We start from the raw sequence: 14,648 nt of genomic DNA, 5'->3' as shown, positions 1-14,648 counted from the left end.
GCTTAATTGTCGTCGGCAGCGTCAGATGTGTATAAGAGACAGGCCTGATCGTCGACGCCCGCGCCACGAAGGTGCCCACCATCCTCCACTGGGGAGCCGATGTCGGCGAACTCGCCGCCGGCTCCCTCATCGCCCTCGCCCACGGGCTGACGCCGGCGATCCCGCCCTCCTCCATCGACGCCCCGCCGCGTCTCAGCCTCCTGCCCACCGTGTTCGACGGTTGGAGCGGCCGCCCGGGTGTCGGCGTGCACCGGCCGGGCGGAACCGATGCGTCGGACCTGCTCGCGCTGCGGCTGATCGACCAGCAGGCCACCGACACTTCGCTGGCCCTGACGACGTCCGACGAACGCGCCGCGGTGACGGTCGTCTCGACGATCGAGTTGACCCCCCAGGGCGTGCTCCGCGTCCGGCACACCGTGCGGAACGACGCCGACGCCGAGGTCGACCGACCGCTCGCCGTCGACGCCCTCGCCGTCGTGCTCCCGGTCCCCGACCGCGCCACCGAACTCCTCGACTTCACCGGTCTCTGGACGCACGAGCGCACGCCGCAGCGCCACCGCCTCGGGCAGGGTGCCTGGACGCGCGAGCACCGTCACGGACGACCCGGTCACGACGACGCGTTCCTCGCTGTCACGGGCGCACCAGGCTTCGACTTCCGCAGCGGCGAGGTGTGGGCGACGCACCTCGCGTGGAGCGGCGACAAGGTGATCTGGAGCGAGCGCTCGCCACTCGGCCTCGTGGTCACCGGCTCCGGTGAACTCCTCGCGCCCGGCGAAGTCACGCTAGCGCCGGGGGAGACCTACGAGTCGCCGTGGACGGTCGCCGTCTACTCCGACGCGGGTCTCGACGGCGTCTCCGCGCGACTGCACCCCTGGATCCGCTCGTGGAGCACGATCACGAAGCCCCGCCCGGTGGTGCTGAACACCTGGGAGGCCGTGTACTTCGACCACGACCTGCCGACACTGCTCACCCTCGTCGAGCAGGCGAAGCGTGTCGGTGTCGAACGGTTCGTCCTCGACGACGGCTGGTTCACCGGTCGCACGGACGACCGCCGTGCGCTGGGCGACTGGTTCGTCGACCCGGAACGCTGGGCGGGCGGGCTGTCGCCACTCATCGACGCGGTGACCGGTGCCGGCATGGACTTCGGACTGTGGGTCGAGCCGGAGATGGTCAACCCCGACTCGGAGCTCGCGCGCACGCATCCTGATTGGGTCCTCGGGCATCCAGACGCTCCGAGCTGGCGCTTCCAACGGGTGCTCGACCTGGACAACCCGGACGCCTTCGCGTACCTCCTCGGACGCCTCGACGCGTTGCTGACCGAGCACGACATCGCGTTCCTCAAGTGGGACCACAACCGCGATCTCCTCGGCGGCTCGGCGCACCGGCAGACGACGGCGCTCTACCGACTGCTCGACGAGGTGCGTGCCCTGCACCCCGGTGTCGACATCGAGTCGTGCGCGTCAGGTGGCGCGCGGATCGACCTCGGCATCCTCGAACGGGTCGAGCGGGTGTGGACGAGCGACTCGAACGACCCGCTCGAGCGGCAGTCGATTCAGCGCTATACGGGGCTCGTGATCCCACCGGAGTACCTCGGCGGTCACCTCGGTGCGGCGCGCTCGCACACCACCTGGCGCACCTCGGACCTCGCGTTCCGCCTGGCCACAGCCCTCTTCGGGAGCGCTGGCATCGAGTGGAACCTCAACGAGGCGAGCGAGTCGGAACTCGAGCTGATCTCGGCATGGATCGCGCACTACAAACGCCTCCGCCCGCTGCTGCACGCGGGCGAGGTCGTCCGCATGGACAGCGCCGACCCGGCACTGCATGCGCACGGGGTGATCGCCCAGGACCGCTCGTCCGCGATCGTCGCGCAGGTGGCGCTCGCCGCACCGCTGACGGCGATCCCCGCGCCACTTCGCGTGCCCGGCCTCGATCCCGAGCGTCGCTATCGGGTCCGCCCGCTCGACCTCGGCGCGCCCGCCCGGTCGATCCAGGACGTGCCGCCGGTGTGGCTGACCGAGGGCTCGGTCGTGCTCACCGGCCGCGCGCTGGCTGAGGTCGGGATCGCGATGCCGCTCCTCGCTCCCGAGCAGGCGCAGCTCTTCACCCTCGACGCGGAGTGACCGCCGCGTTCGTCCGCCCGTTCCCGGGTGAACGAGAACTCCCTCGCCCGAACGCGGGCGAGGGAGTGTCGTCGTGCGGGTCCGGTCAGATGTTGCAGCCGGAGGCGCGAGCCGCGTCGTACGGGTACCACGAGATCGGGCCGGGGCCCATCTGCGGCCCGCAGAGGATGTTCCAGGTCTCGGCGCCCACGACGCCGTCGACCTGCATGCCCCAGTACGTCTGGAAGGCGACGACGGCCGCCCGGGTCTGCTCGCCGAACTGACCGTCGACCTCCAGCTGGGGGCCGCCGACCTTGAAGGCGTTGAGCAGGGTCTGGATGTTGGCGACGCAACTCCCGTCGCCACCGGCGGAGTACTGGTAGTCGACGCACTGGCCGGCGGCTTGGGCCGGTGCGGCGGTCGCCACGCCGCCGACGGAGCCGGCGATGGCAAGGCCGAGGGCGGCCCCTGCGAGGGCGATCCTGCTGCGCATCGTTCGTGTGGTCATGATGTTCCTCTCGTTCGACTGCTCGGACATCACGAGCGTAGGTCGAGCGTCTCGAGCGGTGAATGGGGAGTGGTGCCCATGCCGAGGTTCAGTCCGCGAGGAGATCGGGCGTGCTGTTCGCTCGCCCACGTCTGGGCGAACGAAGCGCGGTCAGTCGATGCCGATGTCCTCGCCGACGACGGTGATCTGGGCCGGGACGGGCCAGGGGTGGTCGCCGACGGGTGCGAGACGGACGAGCTCGGTGACCCTGGGTGCCGGCGCACCAGCGGAACCGATGAGCCAGCCGCCCACGAGGAAGGTGGTGCCGGGGACCGACCAGACGGCGATGCCGGTCACGCCGAAGTCGCCGTAGGCGCCGTCGGAGAACCGCACCGTGACGAGGTCACCGTGTGAGAGCTCGGAGAGCTGAGCGGCGACGGCACCGGCGTCGGGGTCGACGGGGTCCAGCTCGGGGATCGTCTCGAGCACCTGCAGCGGCTTCGTCGGCTTGCCGTTCTGATCGAGTGCCGTGCCGGCCAGGAGGAGTCCGCCGATGATCGGCGAGCGGCGGGCCCGGCCGACGAGGTCGAACACGCCGTAGCGGGGCACGCTCAGACGCGCTTGCAGTGAAGCAGCGTCCTCGGCCGACTCGATGGTGGCCGTGAGGCCTTTGATGTCGCGGCGAGCAGGAGCGCTGAGGTCGTAGTTCACCCATCAACTCTCCCATGTCCACTCCGGCAGCGGACGGACGCTCTTAAGATACAGTTTCAATCAAGTATGAACAGTCCGTTATGGAACCGTGACCACCGCGCGTTGACCTGTCACGCGGAGACCGGGCATGCTGAACAACACTTGGCCGCTGATAAGAGCGCCGCTGCCCCAGGAAGCCCCGCATACAGCGGAATGCTCCTCACAAGGATGTGAGTATGACGACTTCACAGTTAGATACAGTTTCGAACAAACCAAGACGGATGCCGGACGGGATGTTCGCGTTCATCCTCGTCCTCCCGGGGCTCGCGCTCCTGGTGGCGGTCGTCGCCTATCCGCTGCTGACCGCGCTCGTCACGGCGTTCTTCAAGCAGAGCCTGGTCGTCCCCGGACGCGAGTTCGTCGGACTCCAGAACATCATCGACGTGCTCCAGGGTGACTTCCTCAAGCTGCTCGGGCAGACCATGGTCTTCACCCTCGGGACGACCATCGCTCCCTTCATCATCGGCTTCGCGCTCGCCCTCGCGCTCAACACCCGCATCCGCGGTGCCAAGATGCTGCGCGGACTCATGCTGATCCCCTGGCTCGTTCCGGGTGTCGTCGTGTCGTTCCTCTGGATGTGGATCTTCAACGCGAACTACGGAGTGGCGAACGCCATCCTCGGTCTGTTCGGAATCGACGCGCAGGCGTGGCTGGCACAACCCCAGACGGCCATGTTCGCGGTGATCGTGGCGAAGACCTGGCAGTCCTTCCCCTGGATCATGGTCATGCTGCTCGCCGGCCTGCAGACCGTGCCACAGGAACTCCATGAGGCGGCCGAGATGGACGGCGCAGGGACCATCCGACGCTTCTTCTCGATCACGGTCCCGCAGCTGAAGGGCATCATCGGCCTCGTCCTGCTGCTCGAGTTCATCTGGAACTTCCAGCACTTCGACATCATCTACGTCCTGACGGGCGGCGGTCCGGCTGGGAGCACCCAGACCTTCGCCACCGCCGTGTACGAGACCGCCTTCCGCGGGTTCGACCTCGGCCACGCGGGCGCCCTCGGGCTGCTCTGGCTCATCCTCCTGATGGCGCTCGTCGTCGTCTACGTCCGATTCTCGGAGAAAGGCGAGCAGAAATGAGCGTCTCCACCGCCCCGCCTGCACCGCAGGACACCACGCCGGACCCGCAGCCGCCGTTCGTCGCGACCGAGCTCGGCACGCTGCGGCGCCGTCCGTCGCTCTTCCGCTCGGAGAGCCGGGCGGTCCGGATCAGCGCTTGGGTCGCGGTGATCGTCTGCGGCGGCTTCGGGCTGCTGCCGGTGTACTGGTTGCTGGCCACCTCGCTGACCCCGCGAGCCCAGGTCTTCTCGTACCCACCGAAGCTCTTCCCCACGGAGATCAGCTTCGAGGCCTACACCGCCCTCGCATCGAACCCGGACCTGTTCGGCTACCTGCGGAACAGCATCATCGTGTCCGTCATCACCGCCCTGCTGTCCGTGATCGTCTCGGCCTACATGGGCTACTCGTTCTCGAAGTTCCGCTACCGCGGGCGTCGATCACTCATGTACTTCGTGCTCGCCTCGCAGATGTTCCCGCAGGCGCTGCTGCTGATCACCCTGTACTCGGTGTTCAGCGCCTACGGACTCCTGAACACCTATGCGGCGCTGGTGCTCTCGTTCACGACGTTCACCCTGCCGCTGTGCGTCTGGATGCTGAAGGGCTTCTTCGACACGATCCCGGACGAACTCATCGAGGCGGCTCGCGTCGACGGGGCGTCCCGACTGCGGATCATCCACTCCATCGTGCTGCCGCTGTCCGCACCCGGCCTGGTCGCGGCGGGCCTGTTCGCCTTCGTCCGCGGGTGGAACGACTTCATCTTCGCGCTCACCCTGGCGGGTCCCGACAAGCAGACGCTCCCGCCCGGCCTCGTGAACACCTTCGTCGGCGAGGCCGCCACGGCCTGGCCCGAGCTCATGGCCGCATCGCTCGTCGTCTCCCTACCCGTGGCGATCGCGTTCATGGCCCTGCAGCGTCACCTCGTCGGCGGACTGACCGCCGGTGCCGTGAAGGGCTGAGCGCAGCACCCCGAACCGGCCCGCCGCCGGGCCTCCCCACAATCCGTTCCACCAACCCAGACACGTCCCACCAGGATCACGCTCGAGGAGGAGCCATGTCCCACATCACCCCGTCCTTCGCCACCGCCGCACAGCAGACCGTCATCACCCGCCGCCGCGCCCTGCAGTTCCTCGGCATCGGCGTCGCCGCGGCCACCCTCGCCGGGTGCGCCCCGACCGGAGCCGCCCCAGGAGCCGGCTCCATCCCGAAGGCGACCGCCGGCGGAACCGCGACCGACTTCGACTTCGCGAGCTGGTCGCTCACCGAGAAGGCTTCGGCACCCGCCATCCAGAGCCTCCTGCAGAAATACGAGGGCAAGGCCAAGATCGACGTCGGCGAGGTCTCCTTCCCCTACAACGAGTACATCAACCAGCTCATGCTGCAGGTGCGCGGCGGGCAGTTCTCCGGCGTCGCCCACGTCGACGTCGCCTGGCTCGGTTCGCTCGCGAGCCTCGGCAAGCTGCAGGACGTGTCCGGGTTGACCGAAGGACGTGGCTACACGAAGGCGGGACTCACGGCCGCGTCGTTCGACGGCGTGCAGTACGGCCTCCCGTGGACGATCGGCGCGATCGGCCTCGTCACCAATCAGGCGATCCTCGAGCAGGCCGGCATCGGCGAGTTCCCCACGACGATCGACGAGTTCGAGGGCTCGCTCAAGCAGCTCAAGGGCCTCGGCAACGGCATGATCCCCTACGCGGCGTCGACGAAGGCCGCGCAGCTGAAGGACATCCTCATCTGGATGCAGACCTTCGGCAGCCCGCTCGTCGACGGGGACACCGTGACGATCGGCGACGACGCGAGCATCGAGGCGGTCACCTGGTACAAGAGCCTGTACGACCAGGGCCTCATCGCAGCAGACGTCGACCGCTTCGACGCCCGCTCGCTGTTCGCGCAGGGACGCACCGCGATCTACGACGACGCGATCGTCGGACGGAGCGCCGTGACCGGCGAATCGCCCGACCCCGACTTCGCGAGCAAGCTGCAGCCGGTCTCCCGGCCGGTCCTCAAACAGGGTGACACGCCGCGTGCGCTCGTGTGGGGCGGGGCGCTCGCCGTCGTCGACGGTCCGGCCGCCGGCACCGCAGCGGACTTCGCCCAGTGGGTGACGTCCGACCCGGAGACCGTGCTCGAGGACTTCGCCGCCCGTGGTCTGCCGCCGGCGACCGAGGACGCGCTCAACTCCGACGCCGTGAAGAACGACTCGTTCGCCACGAACTTCAGCGACCGGATCACCAAGACGAGCTCGACCAACCCGTTCTGGAAGTTCGTCCAGTACTCGCAGATCGAGACGAAGATCGCGGAGAAGGTGCAGGCGGTCCTCGTCGGCCAGGAGCAACCGGCCGAAGCCATGAAGGCCGCCGGGGCGGCCGCGCAGAAGCTCGTCGGCTGAGCCGCGGATCGACGATCGGACGACTGTGACCGGCACCGGGGGAACCATGCGACGCAGCCCATCGAACACCGTCCGCGCGCTCGCCGCGGCCGCGCTCACGGTCCTCGCGCTGGGGGTGACGGCGCCGGCGGTCGCCGCTCCCGGGGGACCGGCGCGCAGCGACGGGGGCGGGAGTGCGGTGACCGACACGGTCGAGACCGTGCCCGTCACCGTCGACACGTCGAACCAGGCCGGCTGGTGGCGGCCGCTCGACGTCGTCGACGGTGTCTCCTACTTCGCCTTCAACGCGCCGGCGTCCACCGCGTCCAAGCACGAGGTCCACCTGGCCTCGCGGGGCGCGGACGGGACGTGGACCGAAGGGTGCCTGCGCTCGACGGCCGGCGGCGCCTGCGTGACCTTCACCGACGACAACGGCCACAACCAGCCGTCGATCGTGGTCGACGGCGCGGGCACCATCCACGCCTTCGTGTCAATGCACAACGAGCAGTGGAACGTGTTCCGATCCAGTGCACCCGGCGACGTCACCTCGCTCGTCGAGGCGACGTCGTCCATGCCGGACCTCGACGCGGCGATCACCTATCCGGTGACGGCGCGCGGCCCGGACGGCGACGCCTGGGTGCTCGTGCGCGTCGGGACGGACACGCAGGGGCGGCGGGAGGGTCGGCTCTACCGGTACGACCTCGACAGCGGTGTCTGGGAACGTGAGGCGGTGGTCGCCGCGGCGACCGGCTACTCCTTCTACCCCGACGACCTCGAGGTGGACGCCGACGGCCGCGTCCACGTGCTGTGGGAATGGGGCCCATTCCCGGCGGACCCGGCGCGGCACCTCGGCTCGTACGCGACGTACGACCCGTCCGACGGTTCCTTCGCCGACGTCGCGGGGACCGCGCTCACCGGACCGATCACCCCGACCACCCCGGGATCCGTCGTCTGGCGCCCCTTCGGTGCCGGTGAGGCCATCGGCAGCTACACGCCGGCGCTGCAGACCGCGAAGCTCGCCCTCGACGGCACGGAGCTCGCGGGGATCGTCTACCGGTTCGTCGAAGCCGATCAGACCGCGTACGACGTGCGATACACCTCGTGGGACGGCGGCGCCTGGAGCGACGAGTCACTCATCGACGTCTCCGCGCTCGGTTCGGGCGTCTCGACGGTCGCCGGCATCGATGCGACGAGCGCCGGTGGTGTCGACCGCGTGTACGCGGTCCTCGCCGTGCAGGTGTGCGGCGAGAACCGCAGCCAGGTGGTCCGACTCGAGCGCGGGGGAGCCGGCTCGGGCTGGGCGGCTCGTGCGGTGGGTGATCCGGCGGCTGGCCCGCAGCGGCTGCGAGCGGAGACCGCGAGCGGGACGGACGTCCTGTATCTGACGGCGCCGGTCAGCGAGACCACCCGCGGAACCCTGCGCTGGGCCTCGATCCCCCGCGGCACGTCCGCGGAGACCGGTGGCACGACGCTCGCGGACATCGTGTCCGGGCTCCGAGGCGAGCTCGGCGGGACGAACGTGGCGCTCGGAGCCACCGTGACGGCCTCCTCCGCGCTCCGCGCCGACACCGGCGGGGCGCTCGCCGTCGACGGCGTGTGCACGGACGCGAGTCGCTGGATCTCCGCGGTCGGCGACACTGCACCCACGATCACGGCCGCCTGGCAGACCCCGACGGCGCTCGCCGAGGTCAGGGTCAAGAGCGGCTACGCCGGGGGAGCCTCGACCGATTCGGTGCTCCGTGACTTCACGATCGAGGTCCGGACGGGCGGTGCCTGGGTCGAGGTCGGACGGTTCGACGACAACACCGCAGGCACCGTCACCGCGCCCGTGGACGGACTCGTCGTCGACGCGGTGCGCCTCCTCATCACCGACCCGTCCGCCTCGGCGACCGACGTCGCGCGGGTCTTCGAGATCGAGGCGATCGCGGCACCGGCCACCGAATCCGCGAGGAACGACGATGTCCCGGGATAGCGTTGTGCTCAGTCGGGACCGCAACGGTCCCGAGCGGCCGGGATCCACCCGGTCAGCAGTGAGGAGCAGCACCATGTCGGACGCCGCCTTCGGCTCTCAGCGGTCGGCACCGGTACCGCGCCGTTCGCGCACAGGCATGGTGGCGCTCGCCGTCCCGAACCTCGACGAACCGTACTTCGCGGAGCTCACGACGCTCCTCGTCCGTGGTGCCGACGAGCGTGGACTGTCGATCCTCATCCAGCACACGGAGGGCGACCACGACCGCGAGGTCGACATCGCCAACGGGGTGGGCCTGCCGCTCACGGACGGACTCATCCACATCCCCCGCTCGCTGACGGTCGGCGACCTCACGCGGCGGACCTCCCCGGGGCCTCTGGTGCTCCTCGGCGAGCACATCCAGGTCAGCCCGTTCACGCACATCTCGATCGACAACCGGGCGGCCGCCGACGCCGCGACGACGCACCTCGCCGAGGCCGGCTGCTCCCGTATCGCGTTCATCGGGCCCAGGGACGAACGTCCGTCCGACGCGGCGGATCAGCGGTACGCCGGGTATCGGGATGTGGTCGCGCGGCTCGGCCTCGCGCAGGAGCCGTCGCTGATCGGGCACGTCGACGCGTTCACCCCCGAGGAGGGACGTCGCGTGATGCGTCGGATGACCGCCGAGGGCGTCGAGCTCGACGGCGTCGTCTGCTCCAACGACTCGATCGCCTTCGGCGTGCTCGCGGCCCTCCACGAAGCCGGCCGACGGGTGCCCGAGGAGGTCGCGGTGATCGGCATCGACGACGTCCACGCCGCCCAGTTCTCGACCCCGTCGCTCACGACGGTCGCTCCCGACTACGACGCGATCGTGCGCGCGGCCTTCACCGAGCTCGAACGCCAGATCGCCGCCCCGCCCGGTGCCGACACGCCGGTCCGGCACGTGGTCGTCGACGCACGGATCGTCGTGCGGGACAGCACGGCACGCTGAGGTCCATGAGCGGGAGGACAGGCCGGCGCTCCGCCGTGGCGGGGTGCTGGAGGTGTCGCGGTCAGGCGTCGATGCGGTCGTCGTCGGCGGAAGCGGAAGCGGAGGCGACCGGCGCGAGCCAGACCTCGCCGAACTGCGCGCGGAGCGTGGTCTCGACGTCCTCGGCCACGTCGTCGTCCATCACGAGGTGGTCCACCTCGCGGAGGTCGACGATCGTCGTCAGTCCGACGGCGCCCCACTTCGAGTGGTCGGCGAGGACCACGGAGCGACGCCCGGCGCCGACGAACGCCCGGTTGGTCTCGGCCTCGAGGAGGTTCGAGGTCGTCAGCCCCGCCTGCAGGTCGATCCCGCGGACGCCGAGGAAGACGACGTCGCAGTGCAGGGACTCGATCGCGCGCACGGCGACCGGGCCGACCAGGGCGTCCGAGGGGGTACGGACGCCGCCGGTCAGCACGACCGTCTGGGTGTACGGCTCGTCGGCGCGGTCGGGCCGCGCGAACACGTCGGCCACCGGGAGGGAGTTCGTGACGATGGTGAGCTCCGGGATGGCTCGCAGCTCCTGCGCGAGGGCCCAGGTGGTGGTCCCGCCGGACAGGCCGACCGACATGCCGGGCTCGACGAGGATGGCCGCGCGTCGGGCGATGGCGCGCTTCTCGGCGAGCAGTCGGCGTGCCTGGTTGGGAAAGCCCAGCTCGGCACGGTCGGGCAGTCTGGGCGTGGTGGCGCCACCACGGACGCGGTCGACGAGGCCCTCCGTCGCGAGTTGCTCGATGTCGCGTCGCACGGTCATCTCGCTGACGCCGAGTGCGGTCGCGAGGTCGACGACGCTCGCCGCACCGTTGCGGCGCACCTCCGACATGATCTGCGATCTGCGTTCCGCACCGAGCACAGCGTCCTCCTTCGACCCGGTTGCCAGTCTGGCACGCGCGCACGGCGAACCTCGGCACCGGCGATCCACGACGACGAGACGGAGGCGGACAACGCATGCGTGAGGGACGACATCGGGACTGGTTCGGCGACGAGGTGCGGGACGGCACCTACGGCTATGACCTCGAGGGGCTCCTGGCGGTCGAACCGGTCGTGCCGCCGGCTGGATTCGAGGAGCTGTGGCGCGGGTGGTACGTGGCGGCACGTGAGGTGTCTCCGGATCCCGTCTTGACCCCGATCGGCCGACAGGGTGCGCACGAGGTCTTCGTCGTCGAGCACACGGTCGCCGACGGCCTCCGCCTCCGTGGATGGCTCGCGACGCCGGCGGACGGGCAGGCGCGCTTCGGGATGGTGCACGGGCACGGCTACGGCGGACGCGACGCACCGGACTGGTCCCGTGTCCCCGATGACGCCGCCGTCATCTTCCCGATCGCCCGCGGTCAGGGCGTCTTCAACACCGGACTCGGGGCACCGACGCCGGAGGACGGACACGTCCTGTTCGGCATCGACAGCGTCGAGCGGTACGCGCTCGGCCGCTGTGCCGTCGACCTCTGGCACGCGGCGTCGGCGCTGCTCGACGTCGTCGGACCGCTCCCGCTCTACTTCGTCGGTGAGAGCTTCGGCGGTGGGATCGGCGCGCTCGCCCTGCCGTGGGACGACCGCTTCGTCGGAGCGACGCTCGTGGTGCCGAGCTTCGGTCAGTACGACGTGCGCCTGCGCCTGCCGTGCGAGGGGAGCGGGGAGCGGGTGCGACACCACGTCGCCGAGCACCCCGAGGCGCGCGAGGTCCTGCGGTTCTTCGACGCGTCGACGGCCGCGGGGTTCGTCCACGTGCCGGTGCGGGTGGAGGCCGCGCTCTGGGACGGACACGTGCCACCACCCGGGCAGTTCGCCGTCGCCAACGCGCTCGAGGACCTCGAGCTGAGTGTCCTCCCCGCCGGGCACACCGAGTACCCGGGGCTCGAAGCCGTGCTGGAGGAGTCGTACGCGGCGACGAGGGCGCACGCACTCCGGTCGGTCGCGCGGGCGGTGGACGGATCGACGATCCAGAGGTGAGAGGGTGGACGGATGATCGCTGCGCTCACGCTCCCCGCCACCCTCACCACGCCAGGACAGGAGCTACTGCTGCGCCGGGCCACCCTCGCCGACCTCGATGCGCTGATGGCGCTCCTCGCAGACGACCCGATCAGCGCGTCCCGTGGTGACCAGGCCCAGGAGAGCGACCTCCCTGCCTACGAGCGTGCGCTCGCGGACCTCATCGACGACCCGGCGAACGAGATCCTGCTGGTCGTCGACGCGGCGAACGCCGTCATCGCGACGATGCAGCTGACCCGCATCCCCGGGATGGCCCGTCGCGGCTCGACACGGCTGCTGGTCGAAGCGGTGCGTGTGTCCTCGAGCCTGCGATCCGGCGGCGTCGGAACGGCCATGATGCGCTGGGTGACGGACATCGCCGCTCCGACGACCGGTTCGTCGATCGTGCAGTTGACCTCCGACGAGGCCCGGGTCGACGCCCACCGCTTCTACGAACGCCTCGGCTTCGTCGGCTCGCACCGCGGCTTCAAGTACGCCGTGACGGCCGTGAGCTGACATGGAGTTCGTCCGCACATTCGCCCGCTGGCTCCTCGGAGCCGTCCTCACCTTCGCCGGCGTCGGCCACCTCACCTTCGCGCGGCAGTCGTTCGTCGCCCAGGTGCCGCAGTGGTTGCCCCTGCCGGTCGACGTGGTCGTCGTTGCGTCGGGGGTCGTCGAGATCCTGCTCGGCCTCTCGCTGATCCTGCTCGCCCGGTACCGCGTCGCCGTCGGCTGGATCGTCGCCGCCTTCTTCGTCGCCGTCTTCCCCGGCAACCTCGAGCAGTTCGTGCGCGGAACCGACGCCTTCGGGTTGGACAGCGACATCGCCCGTGCCGTCCGCCTGGTCTTCCAGCCCGTCCTCGTCCTCTGGGCCCTGTGGTCCACTGGTGCCTGGCGCGCGTGGCGGTCGCGGCGCCGCCGGAACACGACGCGCTGAGCGCGATCGCTAGGACACCCAGTCATCTCGCCCGGGTGCCTGTCAAGGGGCCCTGGTTCGCAGCATCCGTCCGGCAGAGTTGATCCATGCGATGCATTACCTACGCCGGCGAGAACGTCGTGACGACCGACGAGGTCGCGCAGCTCCTGGTCGAACTGACGGCAGAACTGGCCAAGCGCGGCCGTGCCGAGGCCGTCACCATCCCGATCGTGGTCGAGTCCGACGGCGATGAGGACGGGCCGGCGTCCGCGCAGCTCGTCATCGGCCTCGGCAACGACGTCCTCTCGGTGCCCCACAGCTGGACCGACGAGGTCCCCGACTTCAGCGAGGGACGAGACCGCCTGCAGGGCTACCTCGACGACATCCGCCCGTCAACGACGGCCTACGAGCCGCGCGACTCCATCGAGACCACGGACGTGCTCGAAGACCCCGACCTCGACCTGCGCGACTTCACCCGCTGAGTCGTCCCTGAACGACAACGCCGGCGTCGACCCGTCGGGTCGACGCCGGCGTTCGTTCGGGTCCGCTCAGCGCGGGAGCGGCAGCTTGGCCGTCTCGCGGGCCCGCAGCACGACGATCAACGTGATGAGCGCCGCCGCCATCACGTAGAACGCGGGCGCGAACCGGTTGCCCGTCGAGGCGATCAGGAACGTCGCGAAGTAGGGTGTGATCCCACCGAACACGGCGACCGACAGGTTGTACGCGATCGCCATCGAGCCGTAACGGATACTGGTCGGGAACAGCTCGGCCATCGCAGCACTCGACGCACCGTCGTACGCCGCCATGAAGACGCCGAGGATCACCATCGCGACAGCCGCGGCGGCGAAGTTGCCCGCACTCATGAGCATGAGCGTCGGATACGTCAACACCAGGAACCCGACGCAACCGGCGATCATCACGGGCTTCCGTCCGATGCGGTCGCTCAGCAGACCCATGAAGGGTACGAGGATCGCGATCGCGAGCAGCCCGAGCACCGTGACCCCGTAGCTGAGCGGCTGCGAGTAGCCGAGGTCGGTCTGCAGGTACGACGGCATGAAGGTCTGCAGGATCCAGTGGCCGACCGCCTTGATCACGACGAAGCCGACGCAGAAGAGCAGCGCCTTCCACGAGGTCCGCAACGACGTGCGCAGCGGTGACTTCGAGACGGCCCCCTTCGCTTGGATCGCCTGGAACTCCGGGGTGTCCTCGAGCTTGTTCCGCAGGTAGAGGCCGGCGAGGCCGAGTGGCAGGGCGAGGAAGAAGAGGGCGCGCCAACCCCACTCGTTGAGGGCGTCCGTGCCGAGTGTGGAGGTGAAGAGGAGGACGAGACCTGCCCCGACCACGAAGGCCGCGAAGCCGAATACGTCGATGAAGCTCGTCACGAAGCCGCGTCGGTTGGACGGGGCGTACTCGGCGAGGAGCGTCGTGGCGCCGGAGCTCTCGCCGCCGGCGGCGAAGCCCTGCACGAGCCGCACGATGACGAGCAGGATCGGCGCCCAGAGGCCGATGAGGTCGAACGTCGGCAGGAGACCCATGACGACCGTCGCCCCGGAGGTCACGAGGATCACCGTCGCGAGGACCGTCTTGCGCCCGATGCGGTCGCCGAGCGAGCCCCAGAAGAGGCCACCGAGGGGGCGCATCACGAAGCCGGCGCCGAACACCGCGAACGCGGACAGGAGGGCCGCCTGCGTGTTGCCCTGCTGGAAGAAGTTGAGGCTGATGACCGTCGCGAGCGTGCCGTACAGACCGAAGTCGAACCATTCGACGAAGTGTCCGGCCCCCGCGGCCCAGATGACCTTCCGCATCCGGCGTGATCGCTCAGCGTCGTCGTAGGGGGTCTGCGCACTGTGCGCGGCGGCTTCGGCCAGGGCTGCGGCCTGGGTCCTGCTCTCGTCCATCGGTCCTCACATCGTTGTCGGGGTGCTTCGAGGTTCACCTGCCGAAGAATCTTACCCACTGAATGGGAAAGTCGTACCGCTGAATGGTAGCGTGGCAACCGTCCGGTGGTCGACACGTGTCCGACGGCTTCC

General features: G+C 69.7%; 14 protein-coding genes. 10 read left to right on the top strand and 4 right to left on the bottom strand.

The features are described from left to right. Window positions 1–71 precede the first annotated feature (71 nt). Window positions 72–2,120, top strand: a complete 2,049-nt coding sequence (locus ACQG07_RS17440) for an alpha-galactosidase (protein WP_426738970.1) — start codon at window positions 72–74, stop codon at window positions 2,118–2,120. An 85-nt stretch (window positions 2,121–2,205) separates the two neighbouring features. On the opposite strand, the gene ACQG07_RS17435 is transcribed toward ACQG07_RS17440, so the two are convergent. After that, on the bottom strand, window positions 2,206–2,607 hold the full coding sequence (locus ACQG07_RS17435) for a peptidoglycan-binding domain-containing protein (RefSeq protein WP_411557307.1): 402 nt from the start codon (window positions 2,605–2,607) through the stop codon (window positions 2,206–2,208). A gap of 150 nt (window positions 2,608–2,757) precedes the next feature. Continuing rightward, on the bottom strand, window positions 2,758–3,297 hold the full coding sequence (locus ACQG07_RS17430; RefSeq protein ID WP_426738969.1) for a hypothetical protein: 540 nt from the start codon (window positions 3,295–3,297) through the stop codon (window positions 2,758–2,760). A gap of 272 nt (window positions 3,298–3,569) precedes the next feature. Between ACQG07_RS17430 and ACQG07_RS17425 the strand changes: the two genes are divergently transcribed. The 5 genes from ACQG07_RS17425 (at window position 3,570) to ACQG07_RS17405 (ending at window position 9,701) form a co-directional block, all read left to right on the top strand. Next, complete coding sequence (locus ACQG07_RS17425; RefSeq protein ID WP_426738968.1) at window positions 3,570–4,418, top strand: carbohydrate ABC transporter permease; 849 nt, start codon at window positions 3,570–3,572, stop codon at window positions 4,416–4,418. Then, window positions 4,415–5,353: a carbohydrate ABC transporter permease gene (locus ACQG07_RS17420; protein ID WP_083397394.1), complete on the top strand. Its 939-nt coding sequence runs from the start codon at window positions 4,415–4,417 to the stop codon at window positions 5,351–5,353. Before ACQG07_RS17425 ends, ACQG07_RS17420 begins: the two co-directional genes overlap by 4 nt. A gap of 95 nt (window positions 5,354–5,448) precedes the next feature. Further along, window positions 5,449–6,783 (top strand): ABC transporter substrate-binding protein, encoded by a 1,335-nt coding sequence (locus tag ACQG07_RS17415; protein WP_079704360.1) that lies wholly within the window; start codon window positions 5,449–5,451, stop codon window positions 6,781–6,783. A 46-nt stretch (window positions 6,784–6,829) separates the two neighbouring features. Continuing rightward, window positions 6,830–8,734, top strand: coding sequence for a BNR-4 repeat-containing protein (locus tag ACQG07_RS17410; protein WP_426738967.1), 1,905 nt, complete (start codon window positions 6,830–6,832; stop codon window positions 8,732–8,734). Between the two features lie 73 nt (window positions 8,735–8,807). Beyond that, window positions 8,808–9,701, top strand: coding sequence for a LacI family DNA-binding transcriptional regulator (locus tag ACQG07_RS17405; protein ID WP_079704362.1), 894 nt, complete (start codon window positions 8,808–8,810; stop codon window positions 9,699–9,701). A 61-nt stretch (window positions 9,702–9,762) separates the two neighbouring features. Here ACQG07_RS17405 and ACQG07_RS17400 read toward each other — a convergent pair whose 3' ends face one another. Further along, entirely contained in the window at window positions 9,763–10,590 is an 828-nt protein-coding gene (locus ACQG07_RS17400; RefSeq protein WP_202939568.1) for a DeoR/GlpR family DNA-binding transcription regulator, read from the bottom strand. Between the two features lie 95 nt (window positions 10,591–10,685). On the opposite strand from ACQG07_RS17400, the gene ACQG07_RS17395 reads away from it, so the two are divergent. From ACQG07_RS17395 to ACQG07_RS17380, 4 genes are all read left to right on the top strand, one after another. After that, window positions 10,686–11,684: an acetylxylan esterase gene (locus ACQG07_RS17395; protein WP_426738966.1), complete on the top strand. Its 999-nt coding sequence runs from the start codon at window positions 10,686–10,688 to the stop codon at window positions 11,682–11,684. Window positions 11,685–11,696: 12 nt separating this feature from the next. Beyond that, on the top strand, window positions 11,697–12,218 hold the full coding sequence (locus ACQG07_RS17390) for a GNAT family N-acetyltransferase (RefSeq protein ID WP_426738965.1): 522 nt from the start codon (window positions 11,697–11,699) through the stop codon (window positions 12,216–12,218). A gap of 1 nt (window position 12,219) precedes the next feature. Continuing rightward, complete coding sequence (locus ACQG07_RS17385; protein ID WP_192004033.1) at window positions 12,220–12,639, top strand: DoxX family protein; 420 nt, start codon at window positions 12,220–12,222, stop codon at window positions 12,637–12,639. An 86-nt stretch (window positions 12,640–12,725) separates the two neighbouring features. Further along, the gene (locus ACQG07_RS17380) at window positions 12,726–13,100 is read left to right on the top strand and encodes a hypothetical protein (RefSeq protein WP_241160979.1); all 375 of its coding nucleotides are present in this window, start codon (window positions 12,726–12,728) and stop codon (window positions 13,098–13,100) included. Window positions 13,101–13,166: 66 nt separating this feature from the next. Here ACQG07_RS17380 and ACQG07_RS17375 read toward each other — a convergent pair whose 3' ends face one another. Next, window positions 13,167–14,516 carry an MFS transporter gene (locus ACQG07_RS17375; protein WP_159876580.1) on the bottom strand — a complete coding sequence of 450 codons (1,350 nt, stop codon included), beginning with the start codon at window positions 14,514–14,516 and terminating at the stop codon, window positions 13,167–13,169. Between the last annotated feature and the right edge of the window lie 132 nt (window positions 14,517–14,648).

The organism is Plantibacter sp. 2H11-2, from assembly GCF_050031945.1.
GTDB classification, from domain to species: Bacteria; Actinomycetota; Actinomycetes; order Actinomycetales; family Microbacteriaceae; genus Plantibacter; species Plantibacter auratus.
This window is presented reverse-complemented; position numbering and strand designations above follow the sequence as displayed.